The following is a 22452-nucleotide window of genomic DNA, read 5'->3' on the forward strand; positions in this document are numbered from 1 at the left end:
TATATCATACACATTTGCCCGATTGCCCGCCAAACGCCGATTTATGGTTGATATTTCATACACATTTGCCCGGTACCCATCGCTCTCAAATTTAGGGCACTGGGTGACCTTTAAACCGGGTAGCACTTTCTTCAAACCAAAAGGACTCCAGCCAGTTGGCCGGAGTCCTTGGTTCATCCGAATCGGTTCATTAACGTCAGTCACGGTCAAATAGTTTCCTACTTGCTTTTTTCGGTATACTCCTGTACCCACTTGCCTGTAGCCGCAAGTTTGGCTTCCGCTCTCTCGACCGCCGCGGCCACCTGTCCCGAGGCCGTGCCGCCGTATACATTCCGGGCGTTTACGACCGTTTCCGGCTGGAGTACCTGGTAGATGCTGTCGTCAAACAACGGAGAGAACTGTTTGAACTCATCCAGCGTCAGATCGAGCAGGAATTTGCCGTTCTGGATGCAATACAGCACAGTTTTGCCGATCACTTCATGCGCCTGGCGGAACGGCAAGCCCTTGTTTGCGAGGAAATCGGCGATATCGGTCGCATTGGAAAAATCTTTGTTCACCGCTTCGCGCATCCGCTCCTTGTTCACTTTCATCGTCGCGATCATCGGCCCGAACAGCTGGAGCGCTCCCCGTACCGTTTCGACCGTATCGAACATGCCTTCCTTGTCCTCTTGCATGTCCTTGTTATACGCGAGCGGCAGCGACTTGAGCACGGTAAGCAGGCCCATGAGGTTGCCGTATACCCGGCCGGTTTTGCCGCGGACGAGCTCCGGTACGTCGGGATTTTTCTTTTGCGGCATAATGCTGCTGCCCGTGCAGAAAGCGTCGTCCAGCTCCACGAACCGGAACTCGGTGCTGCTCCACATGACCAGCTCTTCGCTCAGCCGGGAGAGATGCATCATCAGAATCGAGGCGTCCGCCAAAAATTCGAGAATAAAATCGCGGTCGCTGACCGCATCCAGGCTATTTTCATAAACCGCGTCAAAATGAAGCTGCTCGGCCACGAAATGCCGGTCGATCGGGAACGTCGTTCCCGCCAGCGCCCCGGCGCCCAGCGGCAGCACATTGATACGCTTGTAGCTGTCCTGCAGGCGTTCGATGTCCCGCTGGAACATGGAGACGTAAGCCATCAAATGATGGGCGAACAGGATCGGCTGCGCCCGCTGCAAATGCGTGTAACCGGGAACGATCGTATCCTGGTTCGCTTTGGCCTGTCCGATCAGCGCTTCCTGAAGATCGTGCAGCAGACCGACAAATTCCACGACCCGTTTGCGCAGGTAAAGGTGCATGTCCGTAGCCACCTGATCGTTCCGGCTCCGGCCCGTATGAAGCTTGCCGCCCACGGATCCGATCTCCTCGATCAGGTTCTTCTCGATGTTCATATGGATGTCTTCATCGCTTACGGAGTATTCCAGCTCGCCCCGGCGGATCTTGTTCAGCACCGCATGCAAGCCTTCCTTGATTTTTTCGACATCTTCTTCGGGGAGAATGCCGCATTTGCCCAACATCGTCACGTGCGCAAGGCTGCCCTGCACATCCTCCTCCGCCAAAGCCTTATCAAAGCCGATCGAGGCCGTATACTGCTCCACCAACCGGTTGGTCTGCTTCGTAAAACGTCCGCCCCACAGTTTGCTCAACTCTTGTTCACTCCTCATCTTATCAAGCCGAGAGGCCGCTCCCCTTGCTAAAACTGCCTTCATCGGCAAACGGGGAAACGGCCAAACGGTCCGTATATATTCAGCTAGGATTTTCTTATGAAAAAAAACGGCGTCTTTCCTATTTGTTGCTTTGCTCTACGCCGGAACCGACCTTCAAACGAAGCGCGTTCAGGCGGATAAAGCCGGTTGCGTCCCCTTGATCATAAGCTTGCGTAGGATCGGCTTCCATCGTCGCGATATCCGGATTGTACAAGCTGACAGGACTTTTGACGCCGGCGGCGATGATATTGCCTTTGTACAGCTTCACGCGCACCGTGCCCGTGACGTTCTTTTGGCTTTCGGTAACGAGAGCCTGCAGGGCGAGGCGTTCCGGCGCAAACCAGAATCCGTTGTACACCAGAGTGCTGTAACGGGTGATCAGGCTGTCGCGCAGGTTCATCACTTCGCGGTCCATCGTCAGCGACTCCATTTTGCGGTGAGCCGTGAACAGGATCGTGCCGCCCGGTGTCTCATACACGCCCCGGCTCTTCATGCCGACGAAGCGGTTCTCGACCATGTCGACGCGTCCGATGCCGTGCTTGCCGCCCAGCTCGTTCAGCTTTTCCATTACGCGGAGCGGATCCAGCTTTTCGCCGTTCAGCGCTACGCAGTTGCCTTGTTCGAATTCCATCTCGAGGTATTCCGGTTGGTCCGGAGCATCCTCGGGAGCCGCGCTGAGCAGAAACATATCTTTATTTTCCGGAGCGGAAGGGTCGAACCACGGATCTTCCAACACGCCGCTCTCATAGCTGATATGCAGCAGGTTGCGGTCCATGGAGTACGGTTTCGCCGCGGAAGCGGTAACCGGAATGCCGTGTTCCTCCGCGTAAGCGATCATTTCGGCGCGGCCGGGGAAACGGTCGCGGAATTCGGTCAGCCGCCAAGGCGCGATCACGGCGATTTCCGGCGCAATTGCAGCCGCCGCCAGTTCAAAGCGCACCTGGTCGTTGCCTTTGCCGGTCGCGCCGTGAGCGATCGCCGTTGCGCCTTCCGCGCGGGCGATTTCGACCATGCGCTTCGCGATCAGCGGACGGGCAATGCTCGTGCCGAGCAAGTATTGTCCCTCGTACATCGCACCCGCCTGGAACATCGGGTAGATGAAATCTTTGGCGAACTCCTCGCGCAGATCGTCGATGTACACTTTGGAAGCTCCGGTTTGGAGCGCTTTTTCCTCCAGTCCGTCAAGCTCTTCCTTTTGCCCGATATCGGCCGTGAAGGCGATAATTTCGGCGTCATACGTTTCCTTCAGCCATTTCAGAATGACCGACGTATCGAGACCGCCCGAGTACGCCAGTACGATTTTTTCCTTTGCCATGATATGGTTCATCCTCTCAAAAGATTGTTACGGCAAGACTTTGGTTCGCGTAAGCACCTGCTGCGTAACGATGGTGATGCAGACTTTTCACGACTTACTGAGTTCGGAATAGCGGACAAATTGGTCTTTATTCAGCCTGCTTCGGCAATTTGAACAAAAATAGAGGCTAAATTGTACCTTATTTTCGGAAAACGGCCTTATTCCTGTGGAAAAACACCTCATTAAACATAAATAAGACCACAAATGTCCGCTATTTTTTCGATTCCCGTTCAGACCAGCCGTATAGAGGCAAATAATGTCCTTATTGACATCCATCCGTCTCCGTCGGACATTCGATCGCCCGCCATATCCGTTACCCGTTGCCGATGCCGCGTTCTATGCAATGCCGCCCTAGTTCACGGGCTCCGTAATGGTATTCATGTTACTACTCCCACGACGGTTTTACCAGCCAAGGTTAAGCTTTTTCTATCCCATCAAAGCCGCCATAAGCGCCTTTTGCGCATGGAGCCGGTTTTCGGCCTGGTCAAAAATAATCGAATGCTTCCCGTCGATCACGCCTTCGCTCACTTCCTCGCCGCGATGGGCGGGCAGGCAGTGCATGAACACATAGTCCGGCTTGGCATGTTTGGCCAGCTCTTCGTCGACTTGATACGCCGCAAACGCGATTTCGCGGGCTTTTTGCTCTTCCTCGAAGCCCATGCTCGCCCACACGTCCGTATAGATCGCGTCCGCATCTTTTACGGCCGCTTTCGGATCGCGCACCACTTCGATAACCGCGCCGGTGGCTTCCGCGATTTTTTGCGCGCTTGCGACCACTTGCGGATCCGGTTCATAGCCTTCCGGACTCGCCACGGATACGTGCACGCCGAGCTTCGCCCCGCCGATCATGAGCGAATGGGCCATGTTGTTGCCGTCGCCGATATAAGCCAGCTTCAGCCCTTTTAGCGTCCCCTTATGCTCGTAAATCGTCTGGTAATCCGCCAGCACCTGGCACGGATGCGCCAAATCGCTCAGCCCGTTGATCACCGGAACGGACGCGTAGCGCGCCAAATCGACGACTTTGTCGTGTCCGAACGTACGGATCATGATGCCGTCCAGATAACGCGACATCACGCCGGCCGTATCGGCGATCGTCTCGCCCCGGCCCAGCTGGATATCGTTCTTGCTCAGGAACAGCGCATGGCCGCCCAACTGATACATCCCCACTTCGAAGGAAACGCGGGTCCGGGTGGACGATTTTTCAAAAATAAGCCCGATCGTTTTTCCCTTCAGCGGCTGATAGACTTCGCCGTTTTTCTGCTTGGCCTTGATCTCGATCGCCAAATCGATCAAATACTGGATTTCCTCGGTCGTGTAATCGTCCAGCTCCAAAAGATCGCGTCCGCGAAGATCGAAGCTTTTGTCCGTAAGTTGCTGCGTAAGACTCATTTGGTTACTCCCCCTTTGCACCGGATGCTGCTGTTTGTGCGTTATATTCGACGATCAGGACTGCCAATGTATCCACGGCCTGATCGATTTCTTCCTTGGACACTTTCAAGTTCGGCAGCAGGCGAATGACATTCGGACCCGCGGTGACGAACAGCAATTTTTTGTTCTGTCCGGCCGTGACCAGATCCGCAACCGGTCCTTCGCATTCGATGCCGATCAACAGACCCAGCCCGCGAACCTCCTTCACGAACGGAACCTCCGCCAGCGATGAGCGCAACCGTTCGACCAGATAGTTCCCCATCTCCGCCGCGCGTTCCGGAATGTTTTCCTCCCGCATCGTTTCGATCGTCGCCACGACCGCGGATGCCGATACCGGGTTTCCTCCGAACGTTGAAGCATGGGTCCCCGGCGTAAAGGCTTCGCGGAGGTAATCCTTGGCCAGCATCGCCCCGGCAGGCAAGCCGCTGGCAATCCCTTTGGCCGCGGTGAAAATATCCGGCTCAATGCCGTATTGCTCATGCGCAAACCAAGTGCCGGTTCGGCCCATGCCGGTTTGCACCTCGTCGATGATCAGCAGCAGTCCCTCCTGCTTGCAGAGCGCCGCCAATTCTTGAACAAACCCGCGGTCCACCGGGTGAACGCCGCCTTCGGCCTGCACCATCTCCAGCATCACCGCCGCGGTGTTGGGACCGATCGCCGCTTTTAAGGCATCCATATCGTGCAGCGGCACGGTCACGAAGCCTGCGGGAAGCGGAAGGAAGCCATCCTTCACCTTCTGCTGGCCTGTAGCTGTCAACGTCGCCAGCGTCCGGCCGTGGAACGACTGTTCGAACGTGATAATCTCGAAACGGTCCGTTCCCTTGACCTTCTGATGATAGCGGCGGGCCAGCTTGATCGCGGCTTCATTTGCCTCCGCCCCGCTGTTGCAGAAAAATACCGCATCCGCGCAGCTCACCTCGGTCAGCAGCTTGGCCGCCTTTTCCTGCACCGGAATTTGGAACAGGTTGGACACATGCCAGAGGTCGTCGAGCTGGGCTTTGACCTTTTCTTTTACTTTTTCCGGCGCATGTCCCAGATTGACCACGGCCAGACCGCTCATGAAATCGAGGTACCGGTTCCCCTTATCGTCCCAAACCCAGCTTCCGTGGCCTTTTACCAAGTTGATCGGATAACGCGAATAGGTGGAAAAGAGTGCGCTTTGTGTCATATGGTTCAACTCCTTAATAAAGATATAAATTTTAGCCGCCTTGATTGGAAAAAGTACAATCATTTGCTCCGGAGCCGGGTCGTGCATGCAGGCTCATTGGAATATGTCCAATCAAATGAACCGTAGCTGCTGCATCTGACCCCAAAGACCTTGATTTCATTGGACTTTTTCCAATCAAGCTCGGATTCATGGTCTAGTTCTACATCCGTACGATTTTCGTGCCGATCGGCTCTCCGGCGAGTACTTTGCCCAAAATGCCCGGCTCGAAGCCGTCGACGATGACGACCTCGTTAACCTTGCCGTTAATGCAGGCAATCGCGGCCCGTACCTTTGGAATCATGCCACCGTAAATCTCGCCGGTTTGAATCATATCCTCGATTTCCTGAACGGTTACCGTTCGGAGCACTTTGCGCTCCCCGTTCACCGTCTTCATAATGCCGGGCACATCCGTGACCACGATCATTTGCTGAACGCCGAGAACCGACGCGACCGCCCCGGCCGCCGTATCGGCATTGATGTTGTAACGCTGTCCGTCCGAGCCGATCCCTACCGGTGCGATCACCGGTATATAGCCGAGCTTCACGACGCCTTCGATCAGAGCCGCATTGACACCGGTCACTTCGCCCACCAAGCCGACCTCCGCGGCATTCGCTACCGCTTTGGCTTGAAGCAGCTGTCCGTCCACGCCGGACAGGCCGACCGCTTTTCCGCCCGAACCGCTGATCCGGCGAACGATCGTCTTGTTGATGCTGCCCGCAAGCACCATCTCCACCACATCCAGCACTTCCTCCGAAGTATACCGGAGACCGTCCACAAATCGGCTCTCGATGCCGAGTTTACCCAAGTTGTCCGAAATGGCCGGCCCGCCTCCGTGAACGATCACGGGTTGCAGTCCGCTCCCTTGGAGTCCGGCCAGCTCCTTGAAAAAGTCAGCCGGCAGCTGCTCCAGCGTGCTTCCGCCGCATTTCATCACAAATGTGCGCTTGGCGCTAAGCCCCAGTCCCGCCGCGGACAACTGTCCGCCTTCCAATACGATTCTCATCTAAAACTAACGCTCCTCTCATCTGCCCGGACGGGCTTGTTTCTATTTATATATCAAGTACGGTACGCCGCATTGATTCTTACGTAGTCATAGGTCAAGTCGCAGCCCCAAGCGGTGGCGCTTCCGTTGCCGTTATGCAGGTCGACATGGATGACGACCGTGTCGCCTTGCAAATAGACGAGCGCTTCGTCCTCGTCGAAAGGAATCGGCCGGGAGCCGGACAGGACCACGATATCGCCAAGGCGTATATCGACGGTTTCGGGATTCACCGGCTCCCCGGCGCGGCCGACCGCCGCGATGATGCGGCCCCAGTTGGCGTCGGCCCCAAATACGGCCGACTTCACCAGGCTCGAGCCGATCACCGTCTTGGCGATCGCCCGGGCCGATTCGTCGGTGACGGCGCCCTGCACCGTCACCTCGACCAGGCGCGTGGCGCCTTCGCCGTCGCGGGCGATCGCCTGCGCGAGCGTCCGGCACACGTGCCCGAACGCGGCGGCGAACGCCTCCCAATCGGGATGGCCCGGCGCCAGCGGCCGGTTGTCGGCGAGGCCGCTGGCCATCGCGACCAGCATGTCGTTCGTGCTCGTATCGCCGTCGACCGTGATCATGTTGAACGTCAAGTCGGTCGTCTCACCGAGCAACTGCTGCAGCGCCTGCGGCTCCACCGCGGCGTCCGTGGTGACAAAGGCGAGCATCGTCGCCATGTTCGGGTGGATCATCCCGGAGCCCTTCGCGGCTCCGGCGATCACGACCTCGCGGCCGTCCACCGCGAGCGAGACGCACACCTCCTTCTTGACGAGGTCGGTGGTCAAAATCGCCTGGCAGAACTGCTCCGCACCGTCCGCCCCTGCGGACAAAGCCGCCGGCAAGCCCTTAATGCCGGCGTTCACGCGATCCATCGGCAACAATTCGCCGATGACGCCCGTGGAGGCGACGGCAACCGCGTGCTCGTCGACGCCCAGGGCCGCCGCCGTGGCGGCCCGCATTTCGTAGGCATCGGCTTCGCCCTGCTGCCCGGTGCAGGCGTTGGCGTTGCCGCTGTTAACGACGACGGCCCGCAGCCGCCGCCCGCCCGACGCGATCGATTCGCGCGTCACTTTCAGCGGGGCCGCCTGGAACACGTTCGTCGTATAGACCGCCGCCGCGACCGCCGGCACCTCGCACAAAATCGCGCCGAGATCGTTGCGATCCGTTTTTTTCAGGCCGCAATGCAGCCCTCCCGCCCGAAATCCTTTCGGGGAGGTGATGGAGCCTTCCGGCACCGTATGGAACAAACTAACCACTCCCATGATATACTCCTTCCAGAGGTCGTTCAAAAAGTCATCTTTTTAAAGTTCCTGACGTTTCGAACACTCACTTTCCTTTTAATATGAAAAGCAATGACGGTTTATTTTTCGATTATGGATAAATGGGACTCAGATGAAGCCCGGTGGTTTCGTCCCAGCCCATCATCAGATTCAAATTTTGGATCGCCTGGCCGGCGGCCCCCTTCACCACATTGTCGATAACCGAGATGATCGTGAGCCGGCCGGTCCGTTCATCGACCGCAAAGCCGATATCGCAATAGTTGGAACCGAACACTTCCTTGGTTGCGGGCCATTTCCCTTTCTCGCGGATGCGGACGAATGGCCGCCCCTTATAATACTCCCGATAAAGCCCGATGAGTTCCTCTTCCGTATGGGATCCTTTTAAACCGGCATACATCGTCGTCATGATCCCGCGCGTCATCGGCACAAGATGCGTCGTAAACGTAACGGTCACCGGCTTGCCCGCGATCAGCGACAGGCATTGCTCGATTTCCGGAATATGCTGGTGCTTGTTGACTTTATACGCTTTAAAGTTCTCATTGATTTCCGCATAATGGTTCGTGAGGCTAAGCCCTCTGCCCGCACCGGATACGCCCGATTTGGCGTCGATAATGATCGTGCCGGGATCGATCCAGCCCGCATGGATTGCCGGAATCAGCCCAAGCAGCGTGGCGGTCGGATAACAGCCGGGATTGGAAATAAAATCTTTGCCTTTCACATCGTCCCCGAAAATTTCAGCCAATCCGTAGGTAGCCTGATCCAGCAGCTTCGCATCCGGCGCTTCATGTTTATACCATGTTTCGTAAACGGCCCCGTCCTTGATCCGGAAATCCCCCGAGAGATCGATCACTTTCAATCCCTCGGCCAGAAGCTCGGGTACCAGCTTGCCGCTGACCCCGGAAGGCGTGGCCGTGAACACAACGTCCGCCTTCTCCGCGATTTCTTTCGGATCGACGCCGTCCAGATTTTGCGTAACGATCCCAGACAAATGCGGGAATCCTTCCGTAATCGGCGTTCCGGCGCTGGACGCGGATATGACCGATGTAATTTCAACCCCCGGATGTCCCAATAAAAAACGAATCAGCTCCACGCCTCCGTACCCCGTGGAACCGACGATAGCAGCTCTTAACTTTTCCCCCATTACCCGTTACCTCTCTTTCTCCTCCCAAGGCCCTTTTTTTGAATTATAGATTTTATAAGTCAGAAAGTGCTTCGATCGACGTTTTTAATAAGTATGTATTATTATACATTCATATTCATATATATACAACGCGAAATTTACGCGGACGGCGTTGTTTTTTGTCGATATACCATTTTTTTGAATTGACGGCCTTCTGTCCTAACTACTATGCTGTATAAAGGGAATGACATAATTTGGGGAGGATGGTTTACATATGATGATTTGCACACAGTGTGGTCAAATTTACGAGAGGGGAAAATTTTGCGAAAAATGCGGCGGCGCCTTAGCGGAACAGCAGCCTCAGAGCGCTCCGGTCCAGTCCGCGGCAACGATGGAGACACCTTCCGTCCCAGTGTCGGGTCAAGCTCCTGAAGCATATTCTGCACCGAAATCCGCCGAACCCCATCAGCCTTCGACTAGAGCGGACGAAATTCCGGCTCTGCCGTCCATGTCGAAAAGCTGGAACCAGGTCAAACAAAGCCAGGTCGTACAGCAAGGGACACAGATCAGCAAACAGTACGGAACATACTTCGTCAAAGCTCTGCTCTATCCTTACATGACATCCAAAAACGTCAGCAAAGCACATTTGACGAACGGTCTGATTACGATGGGTCTGATCGCACTGCTCTTTCCGCTGGTTTACTATATTCCTAGCCTTCAAAACGATCTCGGGCTGCCGTTCGGCAGAGGCTACCTCCGTCCGTTTCTGCTGATTGTGATCGCCCAGCTGCTCGCCAGCGCCGTCGCTTTCGGCGTGATTCGCCTAGGAAAAGTCGGCAGCGATTTTATGACGGTCACCGCCAAGCTGGGGACGCTGTTCGTTCCCGCATTGGCCGCTTTGGTACTCACGGTCCTCAGCACTGTGCTTAAACTCGGCGGAGATATCTTCGGGTTTTTGATGACGATTACGGTCCTCGCCCTCATCGGTGCGGTCACGGCCGTAGTGCTGAGTTACCGGAAGGAAAGCGTAAGCGGGCTTGACCCGCTGTATGGCGCAATTATAGCCGACCTCGTATTCGCGTATGTGCTATTCAAGTTCGCTCAAGTCGGTTTTAGCGCGGTGATCGGCAGCTTGTTCTTTTTTTAATGGTTAGTAAAAGAAAAGGAGAATGGTCATGAAGTTTTGTACTGAATGCGGTACGGCTTTAGAGGACGGCGTAAAGTTCTGCAATGAATGCGGAAAGCCAGTAAGCGCGCCAGCAGGATCGCCGACAGGGGCACCCGCAATCGCACCGGAAAATACGGTTGTTCATCCGCCAAGCCATACAACGGATCATACACCTGTGAATACTCCGACTCCTGCGCCTGCTCATACGCCTATTCATGTGCCTGATCATGCATCACCGGGTACGCCAGAAGGCCCTGCTGCCCATGGATCGCCCATACCGCCGCTATCCGCTCCGAATCCTTATCAAGCACCGGTGATGCTCCAGGCGGAACCTGCTCCCGAGGGAGACGTCAATATCGAATGGAAAAAGAACGGACGCACGATTCTCTCCTGGTTCAAACGCCATTTGTGGGTGCCGATCACCGCAGCCGCGCTAATCGTCGTTCTTGGAGCCCTGTATTTCACCGGTTCCTACATTACCGACGGCAGCCGCTTGGCCGCCAAGTTCGAAAAGGCGGTTAAAGCCGGAGATGCCGAAGCCGTTGCATCGATGCTGAAGCCCGGCGAAAAAGACTTTACCATTACGAAAGAAACCGTTAAACCTTTAATCGAACTCATGAAGGAAGACACCGCCAAACGAAACGAGATTCTCGATGATATCCGAGCCCAGGCGGCATTGTACAAAAAGAAAAACAGCAGCGTCGTCGCTAGCAGCTATGCGGATTCCCTGATCCAGATCAAAAAAAGCGGCAAGCAGTTCCTGTTCTTCAACGACTATGATCTGCAAATCAAACCGGTTTACGTAAACGTGTATACGAACTATAACGGAACGAAAATCTCCGTGAACGGAACGGAGTTCGCAACCTCCGACGCAGATTACTATGACGGAAAAATCGGGCCCCTGATGCCGGGCGAGAATACGATTACGGCCAAGTATGAAGGAGAGTATGCAACCCTGGAGTCGGAAAAGGTTCTTACCCTCGATGACCCGTTGGAATACTACTCCGCGGAGCTGGAATTGAAAGGGAAAGAGATTTATGTGACCTCCAACAACCGGGATGCGGCCATTTTCATTGAAGGCAAGGATACCGGCCTCACAACGAGCGATTTCAAGGGCATTGGACCGATTACCCTGGACGGCAGCATCAAAGTCCACCTCGAGAAGGAATTCCCTTGGGGACTCGTCAAGAGCGACGCCGTACCGATCGATTCCGAAGATATCAACATCGACCTCGTTCCGGCAAACGACGCATTCCGGGATTCGGTCCAGAGCGCGGTGCGCGTCTTCTACGAGGAATACGTTACGGCTCTGAATACGCTGGATATCTCGAAAGCCACCCATATGTCCAAAGAAGTCAAAGAAGCATTGAGCCCGATCATCGATTCTTTTAAAGAGGCCAATGTCGTATACAACGGGAAAATCAACAAGATTCTGTTCGACATGGACAGCGTGGAGTTTTTCGATTGGTCGGACGGATACGAGGCCAGCGTCAGCATCCAGGTTCACTTCAGCCAATCGGCCAGCCTGCTCGATGACCCGTCGTCCTCCACTTCCGAGGACGGGATATATAACGAAACGATCAAAATGACTTACGACAAAGACAAGTGGCTCGTCACGGATATTTATGAGGATTACTATTTCGACGAGGGTGGCAATACGGAGGAAGTATTGTTGTAGGAAGTTTAAAGGGGCGGGTTCCTGTATCGGAACTCGCCCCTTTTGTTTATATTCTAATGTATGCTGTGGATTAATGCGCTTCCGGATTAGGTACTGGAATCTCTTCGTTCTCTTCCGGCTCACCTGTGCCGCTATCGTATCCGTTGACTTCGAACGTTATAATTTTATCGTAGAAAACATAGTCTTTACGATTTTTAAACGGACCTTTATTGTTATCATGCTTATTGATGGCATACATCACCGTTCCGGTTCCGTTCGCCCGTCCCTCGTACCAGTTAATAAATGCATTAACTTCGGCCATGGACAAGTCGTATTCCTTTTCGATGCCATTGTTCAATGTAATACGAAGCAGTGCTCTTTCGCCGGTTTCATTTTCACCCGGCAACGGAGGATTAACGACGTCGGCTTTAGGTGTTGCAAAAGCCTCATTTGAATTGCCGCTTTCGCCTGCGGCTCCTACCGCAGAGACCACATAATAATATGTAGTCGCATTCAAGACGTTAGTGTCAGTGTAAGTGTACGTGTTACCTGTCACCGTATCGATAGTCGTATAAGGACCGCCCGCCACTAAAGCACGTTTCACGACAAAGCTCGTGACATTGCCGCCATTGCTTGTCCAATTCAAAACAACCTTCTTATTACCCGCAGTAGCCGTTAAATTCATCGGAGTTTCCGTAGGAAGTTCCCCGCCCTTGCCGAAGACGTTCCATTCGTAGACCCACATGCCTCCAGTGGCTCCCGTTTTCAATACGACAGTCGTAACATCTTTAACAGGGGTTGGAAGAGTTTGTAGTTCTCCAGTATTTGTAACGTCGTATTTCAGCAGCAAATTATTGTTTGAATCATAAAATTCAACAAATGAAGTCCCACTGCTTTTTAGAATTACCGCAGATACTTCAACCGGAGAAGCAAATGTGTACCATGACATTACACTAGTATTATTCAATAGTCCCCGTGTCGATTCGTTGTTATCCGTCAATTCGCGCACCGAACTTGTCGGGTTTGCAACCGAAGAGCCTATTTTCAATTCAAGCCCATCCAATAAGCCGCCAGTATACTTTGTCGCTTGAGGTTTCATACTCTTTTCCGGGGAATTACTGCTTTCTCCCGCTTCATTCACTGCACTGACCACATAATAGTAGGTCGTTCCATTTGTTACCGCTCTATCAACATAAGCAGTTCCCTTCACATTTGCAATTAATGCGTATGGGCCTAGCGATGAAGTTGAACGTTTAACATTATATGACGCAGCTCCTGTATTGACCCAATCAAATTTGACAATTTGATCGCCACCTTGAATCCAACTAATCGTTGTTGCCATTGGCGGTGCCGAAGAGGTCGCAAATACATTCCACTCGTAGACCCATATTCCACCTGATGTAGTCGTCTTCAAAACAACCGTCGAAACATCCTTAACAGGTGATGGAAGAGTTTGAATTCCGTCATTGCTTAGGAGGTCATACTTCAACAGCAGATTATTATTGGAATCATAAAATTCGACGTACGAAGCTCCACTGCTTTTCACAATAACCGAAGATATATCCGTGGGTGAAGCAAAGGTATGCCAAGTCATAACATTAGGATTATTCAAAAGTCCTCGTGTCGATTCGTTACTATCGGTCATTTCACGCACCGTACTTGTCGGGTTTGTAATCGATGAACCCACTTTCAGTGCAAGCCCATCTAGTAAGCCGCCGGTATACTTTGTCGCTTGAGGTTTCATACTCTTTTCCGGCGAATTGCTGCTTTCACCCGCTTCATTCACTGCACTGACTACATAATAATAGGTGGTTCCGTTTGTTACGGCCGTATCAATATAAGATGTCCCTTTGACATTTGCTATTGTAACATAAGGCCCTAACGAGGATGTTGAGCGTTTAACATTGTAGGATGCCGCTCCGGAGTGATTCCAATCAAATGTTACAATCTTATCCCCACCTTGGATCCAAGTAATCGTTGTTGCCGTTGGTGGTGCTGAAGGGGTTGTGAAAACGTTCCATTCGTAGACCCATATTCCGCCCGATGTTGTCGTTTTTAAAACAACCGTCGAAACACCCTTAACTGGAGCTGGAAGGGTTTGAATTCCGTCATTGCTTAGAAGATCATATTTCAACAGCAAATTATTATTTAAATCATAAAATTCTACGTATGAAGTTCCACTGCTCTTCACCACAACCGAAGATATATCCACGGGAGAAGTAAAGGTGTGCCAAGCCATAACATTTGGATTATTTAAAAGTCCACGTGTGGAAACATTCCCATCTGTCATCTCGGTTATACCGGTCGTAGTGGGCTGTCCAATCGTAGTTCCTACCTGCAGTTGAACTCCATCCATCAATCCCCCCGTAAACTGGGATGCTGCCTGTGTAGAAGTCGGATTAGTGAAAGACAAACCAATAAATCCAAAGATTAATAATAATGAATAGAATAATCGCTTCAAGTGACTGCCTCCTATGAGAAAGTTAACTCAGGCCTGATACTTTTAGGCTATCATTAGTAGTTCTTTATGTCTAAACATTAACTTCTATAAAAGGATAGGGAATACAAATTTTTACTATAAAGTTATATATTCGGAAACCAACGCAATGAAATAAAAAATGATCCATAAGAGTGTTAAGCAGAAAAGTGCTCATCACCACTTATGGATCACATATTATAGAGAACCTTACGTCCGCTTAAACCCTTCCCCCAGCACTTCGTGCGCGTTCGTGATAATGACGAACGCGGAAGGATCGAGCGTCTGTACGACCGTTTTAAGCCGGGTCACTTCGCTTTGGCCGACGACGACCATAAGGACAGTACGCTCGTCGCCGGTATAACCGCCCTTCGCGTTAAGCTTGGTCAGGCCGCGGTCAAGCTCCGACAGAACGGCCGCCGAGATCGCCTCGGTATTGTCCGCGATAATGTAAGCGACCTTCGTATAACCGAAGCCCAGCTCGATCGCGTCGATGATTTTGCCGGTAATGTACAGGCCGATCAAAGCATAGAGCGCTTTTTCCGGCGAGAGGATAAACCCTGCCAAGGTAATGACCAGTCCGTCCATCATCACCACGCAGACGGACAAGCTTAAGCCGCTATACTTTTGAATGATTTGCGCCAGCGTGGACAGGCCACCGGTAGAACCGCGTCCCCGGAAGACGATGCCCAGCCCGAGTCCGACTCCGATCCCGCCGTACAAAGAAGCCAAGAGCGGATCGGTTGTCGGCACCGGAAAGTCTTTGGTCAGAAAAACAAATAGCGGAAGCACGATCGTACCCAGGAGGGAACGAATCGCATAATCCCTGCCAAGCAGCAGGAATCCGGCGATAAACAGGGGAATGTTCAGCGCCCATTGCGTATAAGCCGGCTCGATGCCAAATAGCGACTGTGCGATAACGGACAAGCCGGACACGCCGCCCGAAGCGATATGGTTGGGAACGAGAAACAGATTAAAAGCCAGCGCGGTAATCAGCGAGCCCACGATGATCATCAGCGTATCCATCGTATGCCGGACCGGACCGGTTAAGGGAATATATTCGTTAAGTCTACGTTTGCGAGTTGTGGCTTGGGATGGCAATCTTGCCCCTCCTTCATGATCGTTGGACAAATTTAAAGCCCTAGCTATGTATCTATATTAATTTCACTCACGCCCCGGCTCAAAAAAATTCCTACACTCTCCCGAGTGTAGGAATTTCATTATGCCGTTATTACTGCCTTACTGCGTATCGGTCTTGATCTGGCTGCGCAGGTAACCGTCGATGAACGCATCGAGGTCGCCGTCCATTACGGCGCCGACGTTGCCGGTTTCCACCGAGGTGCGATGGTCCTTGACCATGCTGTACGGATGGAAGACGTAAGAACGGATTTGGCTGCCCCAAGCAATGTCGGATTGCTCACCGCGAATTTCGTCAAGCTCCTTCTGCTGCTCCTCGAGCTTACGCTCGTAGAGTTTCGAGCGGAGCATGGTCATGGCGCGCTCCCGGTTCTTGATTTGCGAGCGCTCGTTCTGGCATGTCACGACGATCCCCGTCGGGATGTGCGTAATCCGCACGGCCGAATCCGTCGTATTGATATGCTGACCGCCCGCGCCGCTGGCCCGGTACGTGTCGATCTTGAGGTCCTCGGTACGAATCTCAATTTCCACATCATCCGTAATTTCGGGAACGACGTCACAGGAGACGAATGAAGTATGGCGACGGCCGGAAGAGTCGAACGGCGAAATACGGACAAGCCGGTGAACGCCTTTTTCGGCTTTCAAGTAGCCGTATGCGTTATAACCCTTGATGAGCAAGGTAACGCTCTTGATGCCCGCTTCGTCACCCGGCAAATAGTCGAGCGTCTCGACCTTAAAGCCGCGCTTCTCGGCCCAGCGCGTGTACATGCGCAGCAGCATTTGTCCCCAGTCCTGGGACTCGGTGCCGCCCGCTCCCGGATGCAGCTCGAGAATCGCATTCATCTTGTCATACGGCTGGCTGAGCAGCAGCTGCAGCTCGAATTCCTCAAGCTTCTTCACCAAACCGGCGACCGATGCCGCAATTTCCGTGGCCAACGATTCGTCGCCTTCCTCTTCCGCGAGCTCGATCATCATTTCGGCGTCCTCATACTCCTGCTGAAGCGCCTTATATTGATCCACCGATGATTTAACCGCATTGAGTTCGGCAATGATGCTTTGCGCCTTGTCGTTATCGTCCCAGAAATCGGGTGCGGCCATTTTTTCCTCAAAGTTGGCGATCATTTCATTTTTGAGGTCTAAGTCAAAGAGACCCCCTAAGGTTGGTTAATTTCTTGGCTATTTCACGCATGTCGTGCTTGACGCTGGGATCAATCATGTCGTAAACCACCTTTCGCAAAGTTTAAAAAACGGGGATGCCGTCCGACCCGGACGGCCTTCCCCGCTGTTAACCGAACCAGAAGACGTTCGGCGAATTATGCGTTCTGTCCGTGGCAGTGTTTGTACTTCTTGCCGCTGCCGCATGGGCACAAATCGTTACGGCCGATTTCTTCGCCGCGCTTCACCGGGCGCTTCTCTGCCGGCTCGCCGCTGGTGGAGATTTTGTCCTCATCCACGACAGCCTGGCGCTCCTGGTTGGTCTCGATTTGAGCCTTCATAATATACATGGCCACTTCTTCCTGGATGCTGGCGATCATTTGGTTAAACATTTCGTAGCCCTCGAATTGATATTCGCGGAGCGGATCGGTACCGCCATATGCCCGAAGATGAATACCTTGACGCAGCTGATCCATCGCATCGATGTGGTCCATCCACTTGCTGTCGACCGAACGAAGCGCGATAACTTTCTCGAACTCCCGGACCATTTCCGGTCCAAGCGCTTCTTCGCGCGCATCATATTTTACCATAACGCGTTCGAAAATAGAATCCACCATCTCGCTCGGTTCCTTGCCCCATAGATCGTCCTTCGTAATGGCTCCTTCATCCAGCAGCTTGCTGTTCACATAATCGGCTACTTCCTGAAGCTCCCAGTTTTCCGGAATTTCATCCGCGGTATGCGCCTCGACGACACGCTCGATCACAGGTTTGATCATATCGATGATGATCTGTTTGATATTATCCGATTCGAGCAGCTCGCGGCGTTGTTTATAAATGATTTCCCGTTGTTGGTTCATCACGTCGTCATATTGAAGAACGACTTTACGCACGTCGAAGTTGTTGCCTTCCACCCGTTTTTGAGCGGATTCGATCGCGCGCGTGATCATTTTACTTTCGATCGGCTGATCTTCTTCAAAGCCCAGACGGTCCATCATGTTCAGTACGTTGTCCGCACCGAACCGTTTCATCAGTTCATCCCCGAGAGACAGGTAGAACTGAGTCGACCCCGGGTCGCCTTGGCGTCCCGCACGACCGCGCAGCTGGTTATCGATCCGGCGGGATTCATGCCGTTCCGTACCGATAATATGCAATCCGCCAAGTTCGGCCACGCCTTCGCCCAGCAAAATGTCGGTCCCGCGGCCCGCCATGTTCGTTGCAATCGTCACGGAGCCCGGTTCACCGGCACGCGAAATAATTTCCGCTTCTTCCGCATGGTATTTCGCGTTCAGCACTTTATGCTTAACGCCCTTGCGCTTCAGCATTTCCGACAAGAGCTCGGAGTTCTCGATCGAGACGGTACCGACCAGTACCGGCTGGTTCTCCTTGTGGCGCTTGACGATTTCTTCAACAACCGCTTTGAATTTGCCGCTTTCGCTCTTATATACGACGTCCGGCATATCTTCACGCTGGTTCGGACGGTTCGTCGGCACCTGCAACACTTCAAGGCCGTAAATTTTCTTGAATTCTTCTTCCTCCGTCTTCGCCGTACCGGTCATCCCGGCCAGCTTGCGGTACATCCGGAAGTAGTTCTGGAACGTAATCGTCGCCAAGGTCATGCTTTCGTTCTGAACCTCGATGCCTTCCTTCGCTTCGATCGCTTGATGCAGCCCGTCGCTGTAACGGCGTCCCTGCATGATCCGGCCCGTGAATTCGTCGACGATCAGGACCTCATCCTCGGTCACTACATAATCTACGTCACGGCGCATGATGACGTTCGCTTTAAGCGCCTGAACCACGTGGTGGTTCAGCGTAACATGTTTATGATCGTAAAGGTTGTCGATGCCGAACGCTTTCTCGGCTTTGGCCACCCCTTTTTCGGTCAGGGATACGGCTTTAACCTTAATATCCACCGTGTAATCTTCTTCCGCCTCCAGACGCTTCACAAAACGATCCGCCGCATAGTACAGTTCGGTCGATTTTTGAGCTTGTCCGGAGATAATCAGCGGGGTCCGCGCTTCGTCGATCAGAATGGAGTCCACTTCGTCAATGACGCAAAAATAGAGCGGGCGCTGAACCATTTGTTCTTTGTACAGCACCATATTGTCGCGAAGATAGTCAAACCCGAATTCGTTGTTCGTACCATATGTTATATCGCAAGCATAAGCCGCCTGTTTCTCATGATGTTCCATGCCGTTCAGGTTGACGCCGACCGTCATCCCCAGGAAGTTGTAGATTTGGCCCATTTCCGCGCTGTCACGCTGCGCCAGGTAGTCGTTGACGGTAACGACATGCACGCCTTGTCCCAAGAGCGCATTCAAATAAACCGGCAGGGTTCCGACCAGAGTTTTACCTTCACCGGTTTTCATTTCGGCAATGCGTCCTTCGTGCAGGGCCATGCCGCCTACAAGCTGAACGTTAAAGTGGCGTTTTCCCAGCGTTCTTTTGGAAGCTTCTCTCACTGTGGCAAAAGCCTCGGGCAGGAGCTCATCCAGCGTTTCGCCTTTCTCGATCCGTTCCCGGAACTCGGTCGTTTTCGCCTTCAGTTGCTCGTCCGAAAGAGCTTCAAATTGCGGTTCCAATGTATTAATATAATCTACCGTCTTCATAAGACGTTTGACATCACGCTCATTCGTGTCGCCAAAAATCTTCTTCACTAATCCTAGCATGGTTTACCCCTTTCATGCATAAACAGATGATTTGCCTAAATTGTAACAGTTTGTAAGGCATGCCGCAACAAAAGGCGTCACTGGCCCCCCAACGTTAAATCGGATTTATACGAATAAAGAGCCCTATCCGCATGCGGATAAAGGCTCGTTGCTTTAAGCTCCAGTGCAGAAATTACCAGGCTATGAAAAACTTACGCTTTTTCGATCAGCCCGTACTTTCCGTCATTTCGTTTGTAAACGACGCTAATTTCCTCAGTATCAATATTTGCAAAAACAAAGAAATTATGACCGACCAGATTCATTTGCAAAATCGCCTCTTCCACATCCATCGGTTTAAAATTAAACCGCTTCGTGCGGACCAGTTCCAGTTCCTCGTCCGTCTCCTGCAGCGTAGCTACGCTTCCGGGTTCTTCGACGAACAGGGACTTCAAGCTGCCTTCTTGGCGGAACTTGCGGTTGATCTTGGTCTTGTGCTTGCGGATCTGACGTTCCAGCTTGTCCGCAACCGCATCGATCGATGCGTACATGTCGGGGCTGCGGTCTTCCGCCCGAAGCACAACTCCGGTAAGAGGAATCGTTACCTCTACCACGTGCAAGCCTCGTACGACACTCAAGGTGACGTTCCCATCCGAGGTAGGGGGTGCATCAAAGTACTTGTCAAGCCGGCTGAGCTTCTTGTCTACGTATTCTCTCAAGGCCTCAGTCACTTCAATCTGCTGTCCACGAATACTATAATTCATAGGGCACTCCTCCTTTGCTTTGCACCTTCATTATACCATAGATGTTAGCCCAAAGTAAAAATTGTAAAGGGAAAGTTAAGGAGGTTTAACAACAAATAAAGACCCCGGAAAAAATCCAGGGTCTCTTGCTAGCGAATTCAATTGTTAACCATCGTACCGTTATATGTAGGTCGCGGCTGTGCCGGGATGATTATAATTTGATTACGTTAGCGGCTTGCGGTCCACGAGCGCCTTCGACGATTTCAAACTCGACGGATTGACCTTCTTCCAGAGTTTTGAATCCTTCAGATTGGATTGCGGAGAAGTGTACGAATACGTCGCCGCCTTCTTCAGTTTCGATGAAGCCATAACCTTTCTCTGCGTTGAACCATTTCACTTTACCTTGCATGCACTAACATTCCCTTCATTATCAAATAAGAGTGTGACCCTGTGACCAAGCCCACATTTCTGACTATACCACCCAAACTTAACCAGTGTCAATTACCAAAGAATAGGTTTTATTGTAAATTCGTGTAAACCTATGTCGAATGGATTGTCGGATTTTCAGGGAGTTAGCGAGCAGCGGTAGGTACAGGCTCCATCATTCATTTACCCGGCCTTGGATAGGGTGAAACATGGGAGCAAAAAGAAATTTTGCCCCCTGATTATTGCCTCTTGGTTTCGCGGCGTTTCTTGCTCCATCTTAACAGTAAAACCATCAACAAGGACCCGCATATCGCCCCTGCCGTATCAATAATCACATCCTGAACCAATGGGGTACGCCCGGGGGTCAAGCCTTGATGGAACTCATCCGAACAGGCATACAAGAAAGAGATCAGCACCGCCGGAAAAACGTTACGGAACGGCTTGTTGGCATTCCACGCGAAAACCAACAGCAGTCCCAACAAAGCGAATACGGAGAAATGGGCAGCTTTGCGGATAAAAAATTCAATAAAACCGGCCCCGCCTAAAGCGTCGACGCTGATCTCCTTTCCAGCATAGCTGAAGCTAATCCCATCCAGCCGATCGGCCAGCGAGTCGGAGACGAAGCTCCGCTCGAGCTCAGGACGCAGATCCTGCTGGCTGTACGGCTGGGCGGAAAACAGGAATATGATCAGCATGACGAGGATGGCGGGGAGCCAGCGGGTGAGTTTGGGCATAGTGAGAATTCACCTCGAATGAAGACAACTAAACCGTTGGAACAAAATGCAGTACTACTGCCTGGCTCTAATAGAGAGTAAAATAGAAACTTCTTTTCCGCAGCCATAACCAAGGCTCTTTTTAGTTTATCTTTTCTCTTATTTGCTGTTTTAATTCTAATACGCCTTCATCATGGGTATATACTTGGTCAAGAAAGCGAAGCGCTTCATCATTTAAGCCGAATCTTGATAATACGTACCCGATATTATATATTGTGTCTGAATCCGTAGGCGAATATCTTAATGCCATCTCGAGAAAAGGGATCACGAAATCATATTCCTCATTACTAAAGCATCCTATTCCAATTGTGTTCAAAACTTCTACTTTATATATAATATCATTTTCCACTACCCTACATATTTCTTCGATGGTTGTTCCATCATTTTTCAACAAATTAATGACTCCTAAAATAGAATGTTCCCGGTCTATGTTATTTTCAATTCTACGGATTAGAAAAGTTAGTTGGCGATTGATATTCATTATGAACGCTCCCCAATCCCCATATAATTATAAAGAAAACTCTGTCTATATTTCTCGTATGAATCCATGTTTGCGATCCCACAGTCGTGAATTACCCATGGCTTCTCTTGCTTAGGGACACCAACGTAGTAGCCTGTTCTAATAAACTCCATACATTGTGAAACGTCATAAAAATGCCAACCATCGAAAAGGTCCTCTCTCCATGGCAAGTCATACTGAGTAATCATAATTAGGCCATCAACTGCGGCTACAAGATTAATATCATTCAATACGTCCCCTACAGACAAAATTCTCATTTTGCTATTAAAGCTGTTTTCAATGACTTTTCCATACTGCTCCGTAGCTTCCCACCATATTCCAGTCTCGGGGATTTGCTTCGCCCCAATAACTCCCAACATCCCGATTTTCGGGTGCTTCTCAAACAAATTCAAGACATCCATTATTATCTGTTTATTTATGATAAACACGTCTTGGTGCAAGTATATTTTATATTTAGCATCGGTCAGCCTTAAGCCTCGATTATAACCTTCCGCCATGCTCCGTGCGTCAGTGATTGCTACAAACTCAAGTTCATAATTTTCAGGGACTTCCAGAGCCTTTATATACTTTAGTGATTCTTCATATAACTCTTCATCGTTTACACAACTTATAAAACATATTTTATGATTATTCATTGTCAGT

General features: G+C 51.8%; 18 protein-coding genes. 2 read left to right on the forward strand and 16 right to left on the reverse strand.

Annotated elements, in window-relative coordinates; genetic code table 11:
• Nucleotides 1–218 precede the first annotated feature (218 nt).
• The 7 genes from argH to argC form a co-directional block, all read right to left on the reverse strand.
• Nucleotides 219–1634: an argininosuccinate lyase gene (gene argH / locus ACSFXJ_RS23335; protein WP_435922697.1), complete on the reverse strand. Its 1416-nt coding sequence runs from the start codon at nt 1632–1634 to the stop codon at nt 219–221.
• Nucleotides 1635–1773: 139 nt separating this feature from the next.
• Nucleotides 1774–3009: an argininosuccinate synthase gene (locus ACSFXJ_RS23340; RefSeq protein ID WP_435922698.1), complete on the reverse strand. Its 1236-nt coding sequence runs from the start codon at nt 3007–3009 to the stop codon at nt 1774–1776.
• Between the two features lie 465 nt (nt 3010–3474).
• Nucleotides 3475–4437 carry an ornithine carbamoyltransferase gene (gene argF, locus ACSFXJ_RS23345; RefSeq protein WP_435922699.1) on the reverse strand — a complete coding sequence of 321 codons (963 nt, stop codon included), beginning with the start codon at nt 4435–4437 and terminating at the stop codon, nt 3475–3477.
• 4 nt (nt 4438–4441) lie between these two features.
• Nucleotides 4442–5644 carry an acetylornithine transaminase gene (locus tag ACSFXJ_RS23350; protein ID WP_435922700.1) on the reverse strand — a complete coding sequence of 401 codons (1203 nt, stop codon included), beginning with the start codon at nt 5642–5644 and terminating at the stop codon, nt 4442–4444.
• A gap of 199 nt (nt 5645–5843) precedes the next feature.
• Nucleotides 5844–6686 carry an acetylglutamate kinase gene (argB, locus tag ACSFXJ_RS23355; protein ID WP_435922701.1) on the reverse strand — a complete coding sequence of 281 codons (843 nt, stop codon included), beginning with the start codon at nt 6684–6686 and terminating at the stop codon, nt 5844–5846.
• 53 nt (nt 6687–6739) lie between these two features.
• Nucleotides 6740–7975 carry a bifunctional glutamate N-acetyltransferase/amino-acid acetyltransferase ArgJ gene (gene argJ / locus ACSFXJ_RS23360; RefSeq protein ID WP_435922702.1) on the reverse strand — a complete coding sequence of 412 codons (1236 nt, stop codon included), beginning with the start codon at nt 7973–7975 and terminating at the stop codon, nt 6740–6742.
• 109 nt (nt 7976–8084) lie between these two features.
• Complete coding sequence (gene argC / locus ACSFXJ_RS23365) at nt 8085–9134, reverse strand: N-acetyl-gamma-glutamyl-phosphate reductase (RefSeq protein WP_435922703.1); 1050 nt, start codon at nt 9132–9134, stop codon at nt 8085–8087.
• Between the two features lie 253 nt (nt 9135–9387).
• Here argC and ACSFXJ_RS23370 point away from each other — a divergent pair, with 253 nt between their 5' ends.
• Both ACSFXJ_RS23370 and ACSFXJ_RS23375 read left to right on the forward strand, forming a co-directional pair.
• Nucleotides 9388–10260 (forward strand): hypothetical protein, encoded by an 873-nt coding sequence (locus ACSFXJ_RS23370; RefSeq protein WP_435922704.1) that lies wholly within the window; start codon nt 9388–9390, stop codon nt 10258–10260.
• Between the two features lie 28 nt (nt 10261–10288).
• Nucleotides 10289–11959, forward strand: a complete 1671-nt coding sequence (locus tag ACSFXJ_RS23375; RefSeq protein WP_435922705.1) for a TcaA 3rd/4th domain-containing protein — start codon at nt 10289–10291, stop codon at nt 11957–11959.
• A 70-nt stretch (nt 11960–12029) separates the two neighbouring features.
• Here ACSFXJ_RS23375 and ACSFXJ_RS23380 read toward each other — a convergent pair whose 3' ends face one another.
• The 9 genes from ACSFXJ_RS23380 to ACSFXJ_RS23420 all read right to left on the reverse strand — a co-directional run bounded on the left by ACSFXJ_RS23380 (nt 12030) and on the right by ACSFXJ_RS23420 (nt 22445).
• The gene (locus tag ACSFXJ_RS23380) at nt 12030–14399 is read right to left on the reverse strand and encodes a hypothetical protein (RefSeq protein ID WP_435922706.1); all 2370 of its coding nucleotides are present in this window, start codon (nt 14397–14399) and stop codon (nt 12030–12032) included.
• 225 nt (nt 14400–14624) lie between these two features.
• Nucleotides 14625–15515: a YitT family protein gene (locus tag ACSFXJ_RS23385; RefSeq protein WP_435922707.1), complete on the reverse strand. Its 891-nt coding sequence runs from the start codon at nt 15513–15515 to the stop codon at nt 14625–14627.
• Nucleotides 15516–15653: 138 nt separating this feature from the next.
• Nucleotides 15654–16767 (reverse strand): peptide chain release factor 2 gene (prfB, locus tag ACSFXJ_RS23390; RefSeq protein ID WP_435922708.1). Its coding sequence is split into 2 segments (ribosomal slippage): nt 15654–16694 and nt 16696–16767, totalling 1113 coding nucleotides; the frame shifts between segments, so codons are not numbered across the junction.
• A gap of 97 nt (nt 16768–16864) precedes the next feature.
• On the reverse strand, nt 16865–19372 hold the full coding sequence (secA, locus tag ACSFXJ_RS23395; RefSeq protein WP_435922709.1) for a preprotein translocase subunit SecA: 2508 nt from the start codon (nt 19370–19372) through the stop codon (nt 16865–16867).
• 191 nt (nt 19373–19563) lie between these two features.
• Complete coding sequence (hpf, locus tag ACSFXJ_RS23400; RefSeq protein WP_435922710.1) at nt 19564–20112, reverse strand: ribosome hibernation-promoting factor, HPF/YfiA family; 549 nt, start codon at nt 20110–20112, stop codon at nt 19564–19566.
• Nucleotides 20113–20302: 190 nt separating this feature from the next.
• A complete protein-coding gene (locus ACSFXJ_RS23405) occupies nt 20303–20500 on the reverse strand; it encodes a cold-shock protein (protein ID WP_007132290.1) in 198 nt (65 codons plus the stop codon).
• A 256-nt stretch (nt 20501–20756) separates the two neighbouring features.
• Nucleotides 20757–21251: a VanZ family protein gene (locus tag ACSFXJ_RS23410; RefSeq protein ID WP_435922711.1), complete on the reverse strand. Its 495-nt coding sequence runs from the start codon at nt 21249–21251 to the stop codon at nt 20757–20759.
• Between the two features lie 121 nt (nt 21252–21372).
• Nucleotides 21373–21771, reverse strand: coding sequence for a hypothetical protein (locus ACSFXJ_RS23415; RefSeq protein ID WP_435922712.1), 399 nt, complete (start codon nt 21769–21771; stop codon nt 21373–21375).
• Entirely contained in the window at nt 21771–22445 is a 675-nt protein-coding gene (locus ACSFXJ_RS23420) for a glycosyltransferase family protein (protein ID WP_435922713.1), read from the reverse strand. The genes ACSFXJ_RS23415 and ACSFXJ_RS23420 overlap by 1 nt, the downstream gene beginning before the upstream one ends.
• Between the last annotated feature and the right edge of the window lie 7 nt (nt 22446–22452).

This window comes from Paenibacillus salivarius, assembly GCF_051307165.1.
In the GTDB taxonomy this organism is placed as follows: domain Bacteria; phylum Bacillota; class Bacilli; order Paenibacillales; family Paenibacillaceae; genus Fontibacillus.

What these genes read in the sequence shown, in the direction of transcription:
- ACSFXJ_RS23340 (WP_435922698.1), bottom strand. Translation starts at nt 3,009, where the DNA reads ATGGCAAAGGAAAAAATCGTACTGGCGTACTCGGGCGGTCTCGATACG.
- argF (WP_435922699.1), bottom strand. Translation starts at nt 4,437, where the DNA reads ATGAGTCTTACGCAGCAACTTACGGACAAAAGCTTCGATCTTCGCGGA.
- ACSFXJ_RS23350 (WP_435922700.1), bottom strand. Translation starts at nt 5,644, where the DNA reads ATGACACAAAGCGCACTCTTTTCCACCTATTCGCGTTATCCGATCAAC.
- argB (WP_435922701.1), bottom strand. Translation starts at nt 6,686, where the DNA reads ATGAGAATCGTATTGGAAGGCGGACAGTTGTCCGCGGCGGGACTGGGG.
- argJ (WP_435922702.1), bottom strand. Translation starts at nt 7,975, where the DNA reads ATGGGAGTGGTTAGTTTGTTCCATACGGTGCCGGAAGGCTCCATCACC.
- argC (WP_435922703.1), bottom strand. Translation starts at nt 9,134, where the DNA reads ATGGGGGAAAAGTTAAGAGCTGCTATCGTCGGTTCCACGGGGTACGGA.
- ACSFXJ_RS23370 (WP_435922704.1), top strand. Translation starts at nt 9,388, where the DNA reads ATGATGATTTGCACACAGTGTGGTCAAATTTACGAGAGGGGAAAATTT.
- ACSFXJ_RS23375 (WP_435922705.1), top strand. Translation starts at nt 10,289, where the DNA reads ATGAAGTTTTGTACTGAATGCGGTACGGCTTTAGAGGACGGCGTAAAG.
- secA (WP_435922709.1), bottom strand. Translation starts at nt 19,372, where the DNA reads ATGCTAGGATTAGTGAAGAAGATTTTTGGCGACACGAATGAGCGTGAT.
- hpf (WP_435922710.1), bottom strand. Translation starts at nt 20,112, where the DNA reads ATGAATTATAGTATTCGTGGACAGCAGATTGAAGTGACTGAGGCCTTG.
- ACSFXJ_RS23405 (WP_007132290.1), bottom strand. Translation starts at nt 20,500, where the DNA reads ATGCAAGGTAAAGTGAAATGGTTCAACGCAGAGAAAGGTTATGGCTTC.
- ACSFXJ_RS23410 (WP_435922711.1), bottom strand. Translation starts at nt 21,251, where the DNA reads ATGCCCAAACTCACCCGCTGGCTCCCCGCCATCCTCGTCATGCTGATC.
- ACSFXJ_RS23415 (WP_435922712.1), bottom strand. Translation starts at nt 21,771, where the DNA reads ATGAATATCAATCGCCAACTAACTTTTCTAATCCGTAGAATTGAAAAT.
- ACSFXJ_RS23420 (WP_435922713.1), bottom strand. Translation starts at nt 22,445, where the DNA reads ATGAATAATCATAAAATATGTTTTATAAGTTGTGTAAACGATGAAGAG.